General features: G+C 36.4%; 11 protein-coding genes. 7 read left to right on the forward strand and 4 right to left on the reverse strand.

The features are described from left to right. The first annotated feature begins 237 nt into the window (after positions 1 to 237). From DCC35_RS16100 to DCC35_RS16110, 3 genes are all read left to right on the forward strand, one after another. Entirely contained in the window at positions 238 to 1,089 is an 852-nt protein-coding gene (locus DCC35_RS16100) for an FkbM family methyltransferase (protein WP_137091778.1), read from the forward strand. Positions 1,090 to 1,163: 74 nt separating this feature from the next. Further along, complete coding sequence (locus DCC35_RS16105) at positions 1,164 to 1,997, forward strand: alpha/beta hydrolase (protein WP_137091779.1); 834 nt, start codon at positions 1,164 to 1,166, stop codon at positions 1,995 to 1,997. Positions 1,998 to 2,693: 696 nt separating this feature from the next. Continuing rightward, positions 2,694 to 3,926 carry a PAS domain-containing sensor histidine kinase gene (locus DCC35_RS16110; protein WP_137091780.1) on the forward strand — a complete coding sequence of 411 codons (1,233 nt, stop codon included), beginning with the start codon at positions 2,694 to 2,696 and terminating at the stop codon, positions 3,924 to 3,926. A gap of 58 nt (positions 3,927 to 3,984) precedes the next feature. On the opposite strand, the gene DCC35_RS16115 is transcribed toward DCC35_RS16110, so the two are convergent. Beyond that, positions 3,985 to 6,402 carry an alpha-ketoacid dehydrogenase subunit alpha/beta gene (locus tag DCC35_RS16115; protein WP_137091781.1) on the reverse strand — a complete coding sequence of 806 codons (2,418 nt, stop codon included), beginning with the start codon at positions 6,400 to 6,402 and terminating at the stop codon, positions 3,985 to 3,987. A gap of 357 nt (positions 6,403 to 6,759) precedes the next feature. Here DCC35_RS16115 and ald point away from each other — a divergent pair, with 357 nt between their 5' ends. After that, positions 6,760 to 7,875, forward strand: coding sequence for an alanine dehydrogenase (gene ald, locus DCC35_RS16120; protein ID WP_137091782.1), 1,116 nt, complete (start codon positions 6,760 to 6,762; stop codon positions 7,873 to 7,875). A 47-nt stretch (positions 7,876 to 7,922) separates the two neighbouring features. Here ald and DCC35_RS16125 read toward each other — a convergent pair whose 3' ends face one another. Next, positions 7,923 to 8,360, reverse strand: a complete 438-nt coding sequence (locus DCC35_RS16125; protein ID WP_137091783.1) for a type I restriction enzyme HsdR N-terminal domain-containing protein — start codon at positions 8,358 to 8,360, stop codon at positions 7,923 to 7,925. A 17-nt stretch (positions 8,361 to 8,377) separates the two neighbouring features. Here DCC35_RS16125 and DCC35_RS16130 point away from each other — a divergent pair, with 17 nt between their 5' ends. The 3 genes from DCC35_RS16130 to DCC35_RS16140 all read left to right on the forward strand — a co-directional run bounded on the left by DCC35_RS16130 (position 8,378) and on the right by DCC35_RS16140 (position 13,806). Then, a complete protein-coding gene (locus DCC35_RS16130; protein WP_137091784.1) occupies positions 8,378 to 10,045 on the forward strand; it encodes an amidohydrolase in 1,668 nt (555 codons plus the stop codon). Beyond that, positions 10,042 to 11,823, forward strand: a complete 1,782-nt coding sequence (locus DCC35_RS16135) for an SLC13 family permease (RefSeq protein ID WP_137091785.1) — start codon at positions 10,042 to 10,044, stop codon at positions 11,821 to 11,823. Before DCC35_RS16130 ends, DCC35_RS16135 begins: the two co-directional genes overlap by 4 nt. A gap of 120 nt (positions 11,824 to 11,943) precedes the next feature. Further along, positions 11,944 to 13,806: a DUF885 domain-containing protein gene (locus DCC35_RS16140; RefSeq protein WP_137091786.1), complete on the forward strand. Its 1,863-nt coding sequence runs from the start codon at positions 11,944 to 11,946 to the stop codon at positions 13,804 to 13,806. 136 nt (positions 13,807 to 13,942) lie between these two features. Here the strand turns inward: DCC35_RS16140 and DCC35_RS16145 are convergent, their stop codons facing one another. Continuing rightward, on the reverse strand, positions 13,943 to 16,141 hold the full coding sequence (locus DCC35_RS16145) for a DUF3857 domain-containing protein (protein ID WP_137091787.1): 2,199 nt from the start codon (positions 16,139 to 16,141) through the stop codon (positions 13,943 to 13,945). Beyond that, on the reverse strand, positions 16,110 to 18,017 hold the full coding sequence (locus DCC35_RS16150; protein WP_137091788.1) for a transglutaminase-like domain-containing protein: 1,908 nt from the start codon (positions 18,015 to 18,017) through the stop codon (positions 16,110 to 16,112). Before DCC35_RS16150 ends, DCC35_RS16145 begins: the two co-directional genes overlap by 32 nt. Between the last annotated feature and the right edge of the window lie 9 nt (positions 18,018 to 18,026).

Genomic DNA, 18,026 nt, shown 5'->3' on the forward strand with positions numbered 1-18,026 from the left:
ATTAACAAATTATTGATTATATTTAATAATAACCAGCGATTTGAAAGACAAACAATAATTGCTAAAACTGCCAAATATCTGTTTTTAGTTATCGCTGAAAATTGAGAAAGTACGAGAGAGTAATAATGCACCTACTCTATATTTAATTGAAAAATTGAATAATTCTGACGTCGAATACAGGCGTTTACTCCGTAAGTAAATATCCTTGGGATTAAAGCATTACAGTCATTCAGCATCATGAAAAAGATTATCAACGGTTTCAGGCAAATCTTTGATTTTGCTATTCTCGCTAAAAACAGCAATTATAAATTTGGAGAAAAATTACAGATTTTCTGGGTTCTCCTGACTACCTACCTGGGCTCTAAGTTTAGTAAAAATAAAAGGGAAATAACTAAAAACATCTTTGACTATAAAGTTACAGCATACGACTATGACACTTTACTTTATTTGATTATTGAAATCTTTTTATCTACTGATTACTATTTTGATATCGAAACCGACTCCCCTAAGATCATCGATTGCGGTGCCAATATTGGTATGTCCATACTTTTCTTTAAAAAACTTTATCCTGATTGTTCTATAATGGCATTCGAGCCCAATCCGTATGCATTTGAATTATTGCAAAAAAATGTACAACAAAATAATTTGAAGAATGTCGAATTGCATAATGTCGGACTCTCAAATGATATCGGAGAAATAGATTTTTTCATAAACGATCACAAGGGATCACTCCAGGGGTCTTTTAATAAAGAACGAGGTGGAGAAAATAAAATCGTTGTAAAAACTCAAAAACTTTCAGAATTAATCCGGGACAACCATTTTGATCTGATAAAAATTGATATTGAAGGAGCAGAAATCCAGGTAATCGAAGACCTTTTTAGCAAAGAAAAAATCGATCATTTTAATAGATACAAGATTGAATATCACCATAAGATCGGTGGTGAAAAATCCCATTTATCGAGTTTTATCCAGCAATTTGAAAAAAATAATTTCGAATATAATATCAGAACCAACTTTTCTAAAATAGGTGAATTCCAGGATATTTTGCTGGATGTCTACAAATCGAGGAAAATGTCTAAGATGGTATAAAATCAATCCTTATTTCCGAAGAAATTCAAACTTAGTTACATATTTTTGCCTCCTCAATTTTGAATTAAGGAGACATGAAAATATTATTTTTATCAGCTTTACTGATTATTTTTTCAATACCAGTATTTTCTCAGGATACAATTTGTATTAACAAGACAATCAGTCATAAAATAGAATCTCAGTATTTAAATGAAACCAGGAATTATTGGGCTAGCCTTCCTCTAAATTATTCAGATACAATAAAGTACCCTGTGATCTATGTTTTAGATGCTGAATGGAGATTTGACCTGGTTAGAAATATTGCTTTTGATTTAGGTGCAAATAACATTATTCAAAATTCAGTTATTATTGGAATCCCACATATTGACTGGAAATTTAAAAGAGGAATAGATTTAACTTTCAGCCAAACCAGGATAGAATATGATGGTGAAATTGTTGATTCTACCTGGTATAATTCAACAAACTCAGGCGGAGCACTAAAATTTTATAAATATCTGGTAAATGAATTAATCCCGAACGTAAACAGTAATTATTCCACTAATGGCGTCGAAACATTAATTGGACATTCTTACGGAGGATATTTTGGTGGTTACATTCTGACTATGAAGCATCCCTTTGAAGTAATCCACATGTATGATCCCTCCATCTGGTATAGCAACGGGGAAGTAATTGAAAATATAAAAAGCAATCAAATAAATAAGGCTATTAAAGTAGTCATTTCATACCAGCCAAAACCCGAATTTCATAAATCGAAGATTGAAGAATTAATTGAGTTGTTAAAAAAAGATCCCTCAATTAATCTGACAACCTTCTTTTATGAAAAGAAAACACATAACTCTCTTTACCTTGATAGCTTTTATAAAGGGATACAGATAACCAATGACACGGTAAAAGTTCCGATCAATTAATGATTTTTTTTATTACTTTCCGCTTGCCTCATTAAAACATTTTCAGAGCTTGTGATACAATAGTAATTAAGAAAAAAATTATACTTTCAGCTAATTATAATCATAACTGATTTAGTGTAAAATCTATTTATCGGTAAAATAAACTAAACCTTAAATCAACATTTCTTTTAAAAAGGATTATTTTAACTTACTCTTTACCAGTCGATTAAATAGAAAAAAGCCAATTACAGGGTAGAGTATCAGATATAATGGCTAACTTATATAGAGGCCAGTGAAGTTATTTATTTTGGTTCTGGTGCATCAAAATCAAATCTTCAAATTATGGTCAACATTAATACTTTCTACCCCCGTGGCTTGTCCCTAGACAAGACACTTTTGATGTGAACATTTTTAATGGTCTGTCAGGGGACAGACCATGGGGCAGAGCTTCATAATAGAAATAATATTTACAAATATTTGACACAGTTAACGATTACCCAGGGTATAACCCTAAGACCCTGTTTCTTGTAAAGAGAACATATCATGTTAATTTGAATATATTTCTTATATTAAAAGGGTAAGAAGGTCAATTAAAATAGTAATCGATTCCTTTCTTTTATTCCAAAAAAGCTTCATAATCGTTACTTACAAATTAATCTTCATATCAAATTACAATCGGTATAAACATATAAATAAAAAATCAGGTGTTTTGGTAATATGACAGATTATGAATTGAAATGTGCTGTTTTGGAAGCTGAGAATAAAGAATTAAAAGAAAAACTAACCAGGCTGGAAAGGAAATTAAACAATTCCAATAGTTTCAACAAATCTGAAAGATTTTTAAAATCAATTCTGGATCATTCACCGACAGCAATCGGTATTTGCGAGGCTCCCGATGGACGCATTACGTATGTTAATGATGCAGTATGGAATTTTCGAGGTGAAACAGATGCAAGTTTAACTGATATCACAATTGAGGAATATGTCAATTCATGGAGAATATTTTCACCAGAGGGCAGGGAATATACTGGTGCGGAAATGCCAATGGCAAGATCTCTGATTGAAGGTATTGTCATCAAAAATGAAGAATTCATCATTCAGCTGGATGATGGCACAAGGAAATGGGGTGCTATTTGGTCAGCCCCAATATATGACGATAAGAATAATATAATTGCAGCCATTGCTATATTCGATGACATCACTCATCGAAAGACAATGGAGAATAAGATCAAAAAAAGCGAAGAATATTTAAATCGACTAAATTCTACCAAAGACAAATTCTTTTCAATTATTGCCCATGACCTTAGGTCTCCATTCAGTTCGATTTTAGGTTTAGCCAATTTACTTGAAAAGCAGGTTAAAGAAAATAATCTCGATGGCATTGAGGAATATTCTCGGTTGATAAAAAAATCTACTAAGAAAGCGATCGAGTTGCTCGAAAATTTGATTCAATGGTCGAGAACTCAATCGGACACTATTACCATGGCTCCGGAAAATATAGACTTGAAAAATCTCATCCCCCATGTTATTGGTTTATTAAAATATCATGCCAAACAAAAATATATAGATATAAAATGTGATATTCCTGATAAGAGCAAGGTAAAAGCAGATCCGAAAATGCTTAGAACCATTTTACGTAATTTGATTTCAAATGCGATAAAATTTACCAGGGAAAATGGAGAAATTAATATAAAAGTGGAAGATCAGAAATCAGAATATCATGTTATTATCGCTGATAACGGAGTGGGGATACCCAAAGATAAATTTGAAAAGCTGTTCAATATTGAAGAATCCACTTCGATGCCAGGCACCAAAAATGAAACCGGAACAGGACTAGGATTAATTTTATGTAAAGAATTCGTAGAAAAACACGGTGGTAATATCTGGGTGGATAGCATGCCCGGAAAAGGATCAACCTTTACATTTACTATTCCTAAGAAAGAAATTTAGAGTAAAATAAAAAGTCCGGAAATTAATCCCGGACTTTAATTTTATCTTCTAAAGATCCTTATTTATATAATTCAGGATACTTCCTTGGATTGAACTCATTCATCATTTTATAAACAGTCTCAAAAACAGTCTCTGTGTTTGGTTTACTGAAATAGTCACCATCAGAACTGTAGGCAGGCCTGTGTTCTTTCGCTGTTATCGTCATCGGCTTAGAATCCAGGTAACGATATCCATTTTGCTCTTCAAGAACTTTCTGCATCATAAATGCCGTTGCTCCTCCAGGCACATCTTCGTCAGCAAAGATCACGCGGTTCGTTTTCTTGATTCGATCAACTATTGTATGATTGATATCAAATGGCAGTAAAGACTGAACGTCGATCACTTCCACTGAAATACCAAACTCTTCAAGTTGCTCTGCAGCCTCCATTACTATCCTACACATAGAACCGTAAGTAACAACGGTTACATCAGAACCTTCCCTGATCACTTCCGGAACACCAAGTGGTGTAGTATACTCAGCAATGTTTGCCGGAACTTTCTCTTTTAATCTGTATCCATTCAAACACTCAATAATCAACGCCGTGTCATCAGACTGCAACATCGTATTATAGAAACCAGCAGCTTGCGTCATATCTCTAGGTACAAGAATATAAATACCCCGGATACTGTGCAACAAAGCTCCCATCGGAGAACCCGAATGCCATACTCCCTCTAATCTGTGACCTCTGGTACGAATAATCAAAGGTGCTTTCTGACCGCCTTTCGTTCTGTACTGAAGATTCGAAAGGTCATCAGCCATTATCTGGAGAGCATAATATATATAATCGAGATACTGAATCTCAGCAATCGGTCTTAAACCTCTTATCGCAGCGCCAATTCCCTGCCCTAAGATGGTTGCTTCCCTGATTCCTGTATCAGTAACTCTTAATTCACCATATTTTTCCTGTAATCCTGCAAATGCCTGGTTTACATCGCCAATGTATCCCACGTCTTCACCAAAGGCAAAAACTCTCGGATCCTTTTCAAGATTCGCATCAAAACAAGCCTGAAGAACTTCACGACCATCTACGAGCTTACTTGAATCGTCATACACAGGGTCAATAGCTGGTACGGTTAACGCTGCATCTTCTGAATGTGAGTAAAGATGACTGCTAAACCTGTCTTCATTTAATTTCTCTTCTCTTTTTAACCAGTTGAGAAGATCTGTTTTTGCAGATGAATTTTCACCGGTAAGATATCTCAGTGCTCTCTTCACAGCTCTGAATGAATCCAGACGGATCGGGTTGAGCGTATCTTTGAGTTCATTAGAGATCTTGTTCAGTTCTTTTTTATTTTCAGAACCTTCAGCTGTTGCCTTAATCAGATCTACTGCTTCCTTATGAACCTCAGCAATTGAACCATTGAAATCTTTCCAGGCATTATTCTTAGAGTCTTTCGCTTCTTTCTTAGCCTCTTTCTCTAATTTCTCAAGTTTTTCTTCGTCGGCAATACCCTCATCAATTATCCATTGACGCATTTTGGTGAGACAGTCATGCTCTTTTTCCCATTCCAGCCTTTCCTTAGACTTATATCTTTCGTGAGAACCAGAAGTTGAGTGTCCCTGTGGCTGAGTGATTTCAACCACGTGAACAAGCACAGGAACGTGCTCTTTTCTACAGATTTCTTCTGCTTTTCTATATGTTTTTATCAAGTCTGCATAATCCCAGCCGTTAACAGTCAGGATTTCATAACCCTTCTCATTTTTATTACGCTGAAATCCTGCAAGAGCTTTTGAAATATTTTCTTTCGTAGTGTGGTAACTCTTCGGAACACTAATTCCATAATCATCGTCCCAGACAGACATCAACATTGGAATCTGAAGTACTCCGGCAGCATTGATCGTTTCAAAAAATAACCCTTCAGAAGTAGAAGCATTACCTATAGTACCGAAAGCGATCTCATTACCGTTATCAGAAAACTCTTTAAATTGTTTTAAGTCTTTGTTTTCTCTGTAGAGTTTCGAGGCATACCCCAATCCTACAAGTCGAGGCATCTGACCGGCAGTAGGTGAAATATCCGAAACACTATTATATTCCTGGGCAACATTTTTAAAATTACCATTATCGTCGAGCATTCTGGTACCAAAGTGACCATTCATTAGTCTACCCGCACTGGCAGGTTCTGCTTCGACATCAGTATGAGCATATAACTGTGCAAAATACTCCTGAATAGTCAGCTCGCCGATAGCAAACATGAACGTTTGATCACGATAATATCCAGATCTGTAATCTCCTTTTTTAAAAACTTTAGCCATGGCGATCTGGGGGATTTCTTTTCCGTCGCCAAAAATTCCGAACTTAGCCTTACCCATAAAGACTTCTTTTCGACCTAACAAGCTGGCCTCACGACTGGCCACAGCTAATTTATAATCCTGAAGTACTTCTTTATTGGATAATTTTAAAGTTTTCAATGGGGTATCTGTTTTAGTTATTTCCATAAAATGCGTTTATTGAGATGGAAAATCTATTTGGGCTCTTCAAAAATACTTAAAAATGAGGGTGTTTCAAAGTCTGCACACCTTTGAAAACTACAGTAAAATCGCAACAAATAACAAGTGAAGAAGCAAAATAAGCTTCGTATTTAACGCAACCCCCTAACAACCACAGAATTAAAACCAATATTTTTGATTAAAATCAAAATAAAATTTTTATTTTTCAATTTCTTCAAAATCAAAAATACATTAAAAAATTAATTGCTTTGTTTTTGTATTTTTCGGCTAATTTTCAAGGCAAAAAGTAACAAAATATTATTTCGCGCTTACTATATTTGCATGCACTTAATAAACAACATTATTATGATTATCAGTGTCCCAAAGGAGATTAAAAACAATGAAAACAGGGTAGCACTTACCCCTGCTGGCGTGAAAGAATTGGTTAAGAGAGGCCATGAAGTGCACGTGCAGCAAACTGCCGGTGAAGGTAGTGGATTTAGCGACGACCTGTATGTTCAGGCCGGAGCAATTATGGAACCGACAATTGAAGCTGCATATGCTGCCGGGGAAATGATAATGAAGGTGAAAGAACCAATCGAACCTGAATATGGTCTGATCAAAGAAGATCAGTTGGTCTTTACTTATTTTCACTTTGCTTCTTCAGAGCCATTAACTAACGCAATGATCAACAGTAAAAGCGTTTGTCTTGCGTATGAAACTGTTGAAAAAGCAGACAGAAGCCTTCCTCTTTTGATCCCTATGTCAGAAGTAGCAGGTAGAATGTCAATCCAGGAAGGGGCTAAATACCTTGAAAAGCCTTTGAGAGGACGCGGAATTCTTTTAGGTGGTGTTCCAGGAGTACGACCTGCTAAAGTTCTTATTCTTGGCGGTGGTATCGTAGGTACTAACGCTGCAAAAATGGCTGCCGGACTGGGAGCTGATGTCACCATCATGGATGTAAACCTGGGTAGACTCAGATACCTGGATGATATCATGGCTGCAAATGTCAACACAATGATGTCTAACGAATACAACATCCGCGAAATGATCCAGACACATGATCTAATCGTCGGTGCTGTACTGATCCCGGGTGCTAAAGCTCCAAAGCTTGTAACAAGAGACATGCTAAAAGACATGCGCGAAGGTACTGTCTTAGTAGATGTTGCAGTTGATCAGGGTGGTTGTATCGAAACTTGTGAACCGACTACTCATGAGAATCCTACCTTCGTGATCGACGATGTCGTTCACTATTGCGTGGCTAACATGCCGGGAGCTGTACCGTATACTTCTACCCTTGCACTGACTAATGCAACTCTTCCATATGCAATTGAACTTGCTAATAAAGGCTGGAAAAAAGCATGTGCCGGTAATAAAGAGCTTGAACTAGGTCTAAATATTATTAAAGGAGAAGTTGTTTACAAGCACGTTGCGGAAGCATTTGACCTTCCATATACTCCTGTAGATAAATTTCTTAAATAAGAATATATTAACAGATATCAAACCGGGACTGAAAAGTTCCGGTTTTTTTATTTGTAATCCGGAAAGCCCTGGTGAGGTTGATACTGACCATCAGCATTTACCTGGAAGCAGAAATGATTTAACCCATTTGTCAGCATTAAATATTTTGCCCCAATAGTTTTATTGTACATAGCAGCCTGCTCAAAAACTTCTTTGGTGATCTTAACTTCCGGAGCCTTGCACTCGATCAGCATAAAAGGATTTCCCTGCCTGTAAACCAGCGCATCAGATCTTTTCTGCCTGACATTTACTTTTAAACCTCCTTCTATATTGATTAATGAAGCAGGATAATTCAGGTCGTGGATCAGATACCGGATAAAATTTTGACGCACATATTCCTCCGGGGTAAGCACAAGAAATTTTTTCCTGACAATATCCCAGATAAACTCTTTCCCACTTTCCCTTTTAGTTTTTATATTGTACCCTGGTAAATTAAGCTTAATCATTAACCTACATTTTTCTAATGCGAAATAAACATATAATACTCTATTCAACTATTTTTATTTCTTTTTTGACAACGATTTGCTCTTGTGACAAACCTCAAAAAGCCGATCTTGTTGTACATAATGCAGTGGTTTATACTGTTGACTCGTCATTTTCAACTGTTGAGGCCTTTGCAGTAAAAGACGGTAAAATAATTGAAACCGGAGCCAATTCCGATATCCTGGAAAAATTTGATGCCGAAAGCACGCTTAATATGGAAGGAAAGTCAATCGTACCGGGACTGATTGATGGACATGCTCATTTTTTCAGGTATGGACTCGGCCTCGTCAATGCAGACCTTACGAATACGACTTCGAAAAAAGATATCATTGACAGACTGGCCGCTCATCGCGAAAAATACCCTAATACTCCCTGGGTTATTGGCCGTGGATGGGATCAGAATGATTGGCCGGAAAAAGAATTTCCCTCAAGAAGAGACCTTGATAGTTTATTTCCCGACGTCCCTGTTTACCTCATCAGAATCGATGGGCACGCAGCTTGGGTAAATACCGCAGCGATAAACCAGGCTGACCTTACTCCGGAAAACACCGAAATCAAAGTAGATGGAGGAGATATCGTACTCGATGAATATGGCATACAGGGGATTTTTGTTGATAATGCCATGGATCTAATTAACAGACATATTCCTGAGGCTACACCCGAACAACAAAGACAAGCTCTTATTCAAGCACAGAAAAATTGCTTTGAAGTAGGACTTACAACAGTGGTCGATGCCGGACTGGATAAATCCACAATCGACCTGATGGATGAAATGCATGAATCAGGTGAATTAAAAATGCGTATTTATGCAATGTTAAATCCAACTCCGGAAAACAAGGAACACTACTTTGCCAATGGTCCTTATTTCACCGATTATCTGACAGTTTCTTCTTTTAAGATCTATTCTGATGGGGCTCTTGGAAGCCGCGGCGCATGCTTAATTGAACCCTATGCAGACAAACCGGAACAAACCGGATTCCTGCTTCAAAATCCGGAGTACTTTGATAAAACGGCAAAGGAAATGGCTCAACACGGTTTTCAGATGAACACCCATTGTATCGGTGATTCTTCAAACAGGGCCTTATTAAATATCTATGCGAAATACCTCGAACCGGGTAATAACAAAAGATGGCGAATCGAGCATGCGCAGATAGTAAACGACAAAGACGTTTCCACATTTGGGGAATATAACATCATACCGTCTGTGCAACCTACCCATGCTACTTCAGACATGTACTGGGCAGACGAGCGACTGGGAGAAGAAAGAATTAAGGATGCCTACATATTTAAAGAGTTATTAGATCAAACCGGATACGTAGCACTTGGCAGTGATTTTCCTGTTGAAGACATTAATCCGCTTTATGGATTTTATGCAGCCGTTGCAAGAAAAGACCTGAAAGGGTATCCGGAAGAAGGATTTCAAACTGAAAATGCACTTTCAAGGGAAGAAACTTTGAGAGGTATGACGATCTGGGCAGCGAAAGCCAATTTTGAGGAAGAAAAGAAAGGGTCATTGGAAACTGGTAAATTCGCAGATTTTATTGTGCTGGAAAATGATATTTTAAAAATTCCCGCTCAGGAAATACCAAATACAAAAGTTCTGCATACTTTTGTTGCCGGAAAAGAAGTGTATAAACGTCAACAATGATACCATTACCCTATCAACCCTATATAGTATTTCTGGCAATAGTATTTATGTTTATTGCGATATACAGAAACTGGCTGCGTCCCGTAGTCAGTTTCGCTTATACTATAATATTTTTTGTGGTGACGGGTATTATTTCTGGTCCGACTGTGATCAAAGGTCTTTCCAATGATAAAATCGCCAGTATCGTACTCCTAATTCTTATCACTACTGGAATAAGAAAGAACTTTAATATTGAACTTATATTCAAAGGCATGTTCCGTGACGGGATTTCTTATCGAACTTTCATCTCGAGAATGATGTTTCAGGTGGCATTTCTTTCCAGTTTTATTAACAACACACCGGTAGTCGCATTAATGACTCCATACGTTATCAAATGGGGTAAAAGACACAAGATCGCCCCCTCAAAACTATTGATCCCCATGTCTTTTGCTACGATCATGGGTGGTATGATAACTATAATCGGTACTTCTACTACATTACTTTTGATCGGGTTCCTTCAAAAGAATAATGAACCGCTGCTCAAATCAACTGACTTACTGATCATTGGAACTGTTATAACGATCATAGGAATATTATTTCTCACCTTCTTTGCAGGAAGATTACTGCCAAATTACAAAGACCTGATCGATAGTTTTAAAGAAAAACAACGGGAGTACCTGATCGAAACCAAGGTCAAAAAAAATTCGGAGTACCTGGGGAAAAGTATTAAAAAGGCAGGTCTTAGAAATATGAAAGGGGTGTTCCTGGTTGAAATAATCAGGGAAAACCAAAAGATTTCTCCTGTAGAACCCGAGGAAGTAATCCTAAGTGGGGACGTATTAATTTTCGCCGGAAATACAGATCATATAATTGATTTGGCAAAAAGCAACAACGGACTCAAACTACCACAGGAGGACCTTTACTCAGTTGAAGATGAAATAGAAGTGACTGAATGCGTTGTAAGTAATTACAGTAGCATGGTCGGTAAAACCGTAAAAGAAGCCAGTTTTAGAAACAGGTATGACGCAGCCGTGGTTGCCATTCACCGCCAGGGTCAGAAATTAAGTGGTAAAATAGGCGACATTCCGCTTCAGGCTGGTGATGTGCTCTTATTATTTAGCGGAAAAGATTTTAAAGAAAGGGTCGAATTATACAGAGACTTGTTCATCATCTCTTCCACCAGGGAAGTAGTTCAAAGCGATAAAAAGAAATACTATGTCCTGGGAATTATCGGAGCCCTGATCGCAGGACTATTGATCTATGGTCAGATTTCTTTATTTACTTCTTTATTGATCATCTTTTCAATTCTGGTAGGATCGAACATGCTTACCCTTCAGGATGTAAAAAGAGAACTTGACTTAAATATGGTTGCTATCCTGGTCATGAGTATTGCTTTGGGTGAAGCCGTATTTAATTCCGGTGCAGGCAATATCATAGCTAATTTCATGATCAACAATCTGCTTGACTATGGAACCATGGCTATTCTCGCCGGCTTAATGATCGCCTGTATGGTATTAACCAATGTAGTATTTAACGCAGCAGCAGTTTCCATAGCCTTCCCCATTGCTTTTGAGGTTAGTCAGCAACTAGGCATATCCGGGATGCCCTTTTATCTTGGTATTGCTTTTTCAGCTTCATGTGCATTCCTGACACCAATCAGCTACCAGACACATTTAATAATTTTTGGACCCGGTGGATATCAATTCAAAGATTTTTTCAAGGTAGGTCTCCCCGTAACACTGATCTATCTGACTACCGCTTTTGTTCTAATAACACTATTATATCCCCAGATAATTTAACCCATTTAAATTAAAGTACAACCCTTCATAAAATTCTTAGAATCCCGCTTTTCTGAGGGCGTCTCTGTAATTAAATTAGTGACAATATTTGTCATATTTATTAATGAAAACTGAATTTCAATGAAGCTATTTAATTATGGACTCATTGTATCTTTATTTGCTTTGCTTTTAACAAGCTGTGGAAATGAAAAAGATACAAGCGAAGCTCCAACGTATACAGAAGCTGATATTAAAGCAGAATCTCAAAAAGCAAATCACTTTTTCGACTCTGTATTTGATGCATCTGTGGATAGAAGTCCGATGTACCAAAGTTATCTTGGTATAAAAAAGGATTACGGGAAATGGGATGATATTTCTGATGAAAACGCCAAAAAAGAACTGGAAATCGCCAAAAAAGAGCTGCAGTATTTAAAAGATTCAATTAACCCTGAAGCTCTCGATAAACAGACCAGGATCAGTTATGAATTATTTAAAGAAGACAGGAAAAATGAAATCGAAGATTTTAAATGGAGATTTCATAACTATCCCGTCAACCAGATGTTCGGATTACACTCACAAGTACCGGCGATGCTGATCAATATTCACCAGGTCACTGATTCAAGTGATGCTGCTGCCTACATTTCAAGACTTAAAGGGATAAAACCTCTTTTTGACCAGCTAATAGAAAACTTAAGAATGAGAGAGGACAAAGGAATTATTCCTCCGAAATTCGTATTTGATCATGTAATTGACGGATCAGAAAATATAATAAAAGGAGCTCCTTTCACAAATGGAGAACCAAGTACCCTTTTAGCTGATTTCACAAAAAAAATAGACGCACTGGGCCTGCCTGAAGAAGTGAGAAATAATTTTATCAACCAGGCAAGAGAAGAACTACTAAATTCTGTTCAACCTGCATATACCAGTTTACTTTCTTTCTTAAAGGCACAGGAGGAAAGAGCTAATACTATGGATGGTATCTGGAAATGGCCTGGAGGGGATAAATATTACAACGTTGCTTTAAATAGAACAACAACCACAGACCTAACTGCTGAGGAAATTCACCAGATCGGACTTGATGAGGTACAGCGCATACATGGTGAGATGAGAGAAATCATGAAAGAGGTTGGATTTGAAGGCTCTTTACAAGAGTTTTTCACTTTTCTGAAAACCGACGATCAATTTTTCTATCCGAACACAGATGCAGGGAAAGAAGATTATATGGATAGCGCTAAATCGATCATCGACAATATGGAAAGCAGGCTTGATGAATTATTCATTACTACTCCTAAAGCAAGAATCCAGGTTAAGAGAGTCGAAAAGTTCAGAGAAAATTCTGCAGGTAAGGCATTTTACCAGTCGCCGGCGCCGGATGGTTCAAGACCGGGAACATATTATGCGAATCTCGCTGACAGTAGAAACATGCCAAAATATGAAATGGAGGCCCTTGCTTACCACGAAGGAATCCCGGGGCACCATATGGATCGTACTATAGCTCAGGAGCTGACAGGAATTCCTAAGTTTAGAAAGTTTGGTGGTTATACAGCTTATATTGAGGGATGGGGATTATACAGTGAATTTATTCCTAAAGAAATGGGACTTTACGAAAATCCTTATTCAGATTACGGGCGACTTGCCATGGAGCTTTGGAGAGCATGCAGACTTGTCGTGGACACTGGTATCCATTCAAAAAAATGGACAAGGGAAGAGGGAATTGATTATTACCTGACCAATACTTCAGGAAGCGAAAGAGAATGTGTGAGAATGGTTGAAAGACACATTGTAATGCCATCTCAGGCTACTGCTTATAAGATCGGTATGTTGGAAATCCTTAAGTTAAGACAAAAAGCAGTGGATGAACTCGGAGATAAATTTGATATCAGAGAGTTTCACGAAGTAGTATTGACAAGTGGAGCAGTACCGCTAAATGTACTTGGAGATCTTGTAAACGAGTATATCGAAGAAACAAAAAATGAAACTTCTGCTGAAAACTCAGAAGTTTAATAGAATCAATATCAGAAAAATATAAAAAAGGTCCGAGTTTAAACTACCCGAACCTCACTTACACAGTTTTTTAGATACTACCTTTTTAGACACTACCTAAAAAAGGCAAGCTAATTAGCTTGCCTTTATATTTTCTTTAAAGATTATCTTTTTTTAGAAGAATTTGAACCTGGGAAAAGTCATGAGCTGCTTCTAAAAATTCAACCATAAGTGGCCATTTTTCTTTTTGAAAGTAATTATCACTGTAATACTTTTTCGTATCAACAATCAGCTTGCCATCTTCTATTTTAGCTTCACTGATAAAGCCTCCTGTTTCATTTTCTACGTTCTTATTCAGTTTATCAACTCCTTCTACAGTAAACCCTTCAGGAATATTCAAAACAATCTGGTAATCAAATGACCGGGCATATGGCTGGTATATATCGTATTGCCTGTCTTTTTCTTCTTCTGACAGATCAACCTGGCCTCCTATGAATTTACCTATTTCCAAAAGATAGTTTTGACCAACTCTTTTGACAACATCGCTTAATTCTGCTTTAAATGTATAAATGAAAGCTGGACTATCTTCATATCTACCGGTTTCTATAACTTTATATTCACCAACTTCTTCAACCTTAAAATCCAAATCATTTTCAACAATTGTTTTTAAGTTCTCTTCTAAGTTTTCGTCTCTCTTCTGCAGATATTCTTCCTTCTTTTTAAGAAGTCCTTCTCTCTCTTTTCTTTTTCTTTCTTCAAAGTTTTCTTCAATTTCATACCGCTCTTTATCCTCATCTACATAGTGATAGTAATCAAGCAGGTATTTTTGATAGAATTGTTTATTGATTCCCTTAGTCTCATTTCTGACGCTAATTTCAACCTTATCACTATCCAGATCAGCAATTTCAATTTCAATTTTAGATTTACCGTTATTGTCTTTGTAAGACATCTTTGGAATAGAAGTCTTAGTCATATCGAAATTGTAGAGATTACTGCTTCCATCTACGCTATAAGCCTCAACTCCCTGGAGATCTTCAGGTATAATTGTTGGGGTTGAATAATTGCTAAAATTACCAATATAAAAAGGCTCTGAAGTGTTTACTTTAATAAGATATTCTAATTCATTCATTAGAATCACATCATCAACGTGAGAAATAAATCTTGGAACAGTAACTAAAAATTCGTGAGGAATTTCTTCCCTTCTAAAATATTGAGACAGACCAATTAGATCTTTAAGATTATTGCGGCTACCATTATACCCCTTTACAGTAGCAGCTTCTTCGTACTTAACTTCATTAAAATGACGAAATGCATAATACGCTTCCCTGGCGAAAACATTTTTGTCTTTTTCCTTTTTAAAATTTTTCTTCATGTATTTTCTTACTTCCCAGGTGTTCCCAAGAATCATTCCATAGAATCTTCTTATTAAATATTCCATTTCTTCCTTGGAAACCTCAGATTTCACTTCTTCAGGCTTACCCAGGAAAAAAGGTAAATCATTGGCCTGAGTGGCTGAAGCATATATCACCTGGAACTTTACGGTTGGAAGCTGACGATTTGGGAAAAACCATCTTAAATCCTTTGCACTTTCACTATCGCTATATTCCAATACCCATTTATTAAGATCACCCTTTTCATTCCTTGTATTTTTAAATTTCGGGGCACCATTCAGCGTTTTTAAATTAATGTAGCATCTTCTCATTACGTCAAATGAGATTTTCTGCTTCATAATAGGATAATCATCATTTAGCTGAAATAATTTGGGGTCAAATATATGGTAGGTAATATTTTGAACTATCTCTTGTTCTTCAGCAATATAATAATCGATAATATCACCTATTTCAAGATTAGGCACAGCAAGTTTATAGTATTCATACTCTTCATTATTTAACTCCTGCTCTTGTTTAACCGCATTTTCTAATGAAACCTCTACCTCCCTGCCATCAGATTTAATAATCTTATAGCCAGAATACACATCGTAACGGTTTCGGCCTTTTTTTCTACTCCCCGGAAAAGAAAACTGTGAGAATTCTTCAACAGCAGACTGATCTAAAAGCTTAACCCTGTGATGGAAGTAATGGTCATATTGCAATACCCCTGCAAAAGCCGGCTTGCGATAAGATAAGAAATGCTCCTTCGCTATTATAACTGCTGATTTCCCATTCCACTTCTCCGGGATTTCAGTGACCTTGAATTCTGAATCCACCGTCTCCCACATTAATTTTTTAATTTCCTCCGCTCTCTTGTCTCCAAATGGGTTAGGATTGGCCACCAAAACACTTTGGGAAGCACCTATAAAAAATAGCATCCCAATAAAGGCAATATTATTGAGCTGCTTGTAAAATAATCTGATCATTGTAAAAATTGTTAATTGTGTTAATAGCTTTATTCCAATTGATAAATTCTTCTTTAGGAAGTATGGGTTTTAATATTTTAATTTCTTTGAAGTAAATTATCCTGTCGCCCTTCTGTCGAAAATGCATATTAAACGAATAATAATCACTTTTAATTTCAACAGGCTCTGGCAAATAATTAACCTTATACCCTACCGGAATTTTAAGTTCACCTGTTGTTCTATTAAAAGATTTATCGCCAAAACTGTATAATACTTTTCTATCCTCTTCAATCTCTCCTTTTGAAAATTCTTCATAAAAATCCAAATCGACATAAATCTCATCACCAAAAGAATTGAGATTGTTTTCGAGCTTCATGGAATAGGTAACATTAAATACTTTTTCACGATCAAAAGCTGAATATTCATTGATCATGAAGTTATCCGGATCGTCAGAACCACAGACTACTGCTTTTAGAATTTTCTCCAGATCCTCACTTTCCTGATTACTCAAAAAATAAAGTAAGTCTTTCTTCTTTTCACCCTTTAATATTGTTTCACCAATTCCTGCTAAAACGCCATCCTGAATGGTGAAATTCCAATTAGATTCTTTAAGGTACTTTTCTATTGGCTCAACCCTTACAGTATCGATCAGGTATCCGACTCCATTTTCGATCATAATTTGTTTTCCCTGGATCCTTTCGGCATTATAATCCAGTTTATTAAACTTCTCCGTTGGATCTAAAAAGTATTTATTGTCATTGAGATAGGCCACACAGATCATATGATTATCTACAGCTAACGAAGGAATGTCATAGGTATATGGGATTCTATTAGTACCAAGCCAACCTAATCTGGCATCAATCCCGACGATGGAAAGCATTTCTCTGGTTAGGTTCGCCATTCCCTTACAATCGCCATAAAGATTATAATATACTTCTTTAGCATCTTCCGGTTTAAATCCTGCCAGGCCATCTTCAAATGCGATATACTTTATATTATCCTGCACCCAGTAATAAATTGCTTTCATTTTATCCAGGTCAGAATCTAATCCTGCTGTGATTTCTTTGACCTTGGCTTCGAAAGATTTTGAATCTCTTGAAATTTGTTTGGTCAACTGATAATACCAGCCATAAAGGTCTTCTGTAGAAGAAAGAACGGTTCTTTTCTCCTCATTTATGGTATATGATTTGGTTAAGATCAAAATATGAGGAAGGAAATGCAGATATCCGGGAGTCCTTTCCAGATCTGAAAAATCTTCAACTTCACTCAGCGTATAAGTGTAAGTTGTAATCTCATCTTGCTTACTCTCCTTCTTTTGAATATTATATCCATCAAAATTCACTTCAACCAATTCGATATCGGCATAATCAGGTACTTTTATCCTGATCAGGCGTTCTTCCACCGGTAGATCGTCTGAAAAGAATATCTTAGTCAAATATTTAGGATCAGTAAAAATTGTTTTGGATTCGAAATTGATACCTCTTCCCCTGTAATCAAACTCAAAATTGTAAGCACACACTTTAGCATCGGAATAAAAAATATCTCCGGACTGTACATGACCACAATACTTTTCATAATCTACAGATCTTCCACGATCATTTTCAATATCGTAGTCGTCTATAAAAGAGTTATCACTAAAGTAGTTACGTTTGATATATTCAGTACCGGAACTAAGCGCCAGAAACTCTAGATTTTCCGATAAAGAGGCATGCAATTCATCAGTTTTGTTATCAATGTAATACTCATAGTCTGATATGGATTTAAGAATGACCATATCCTCATCTTCGTACTTATCCTTTAATTTATTTGCTTTTGATACTAACTCGTCATCTAATTTTTGAGCAAAGGAAATAAACTGACAAAGAATAAGAAGTAATAAAAAATTAAGCTTATTCATAGTTGAAAA

This window comes from Mangrovivirga cuniculi, assembly GCF_005166025.1.
Classification (GTDB): domain Bacteria; phylum Bacteroidota; class Bacteroidia; order Cytophagales; family Cyclobacteriaceae; genus Mangrovivirga; species Mangrovivirga cuniculi.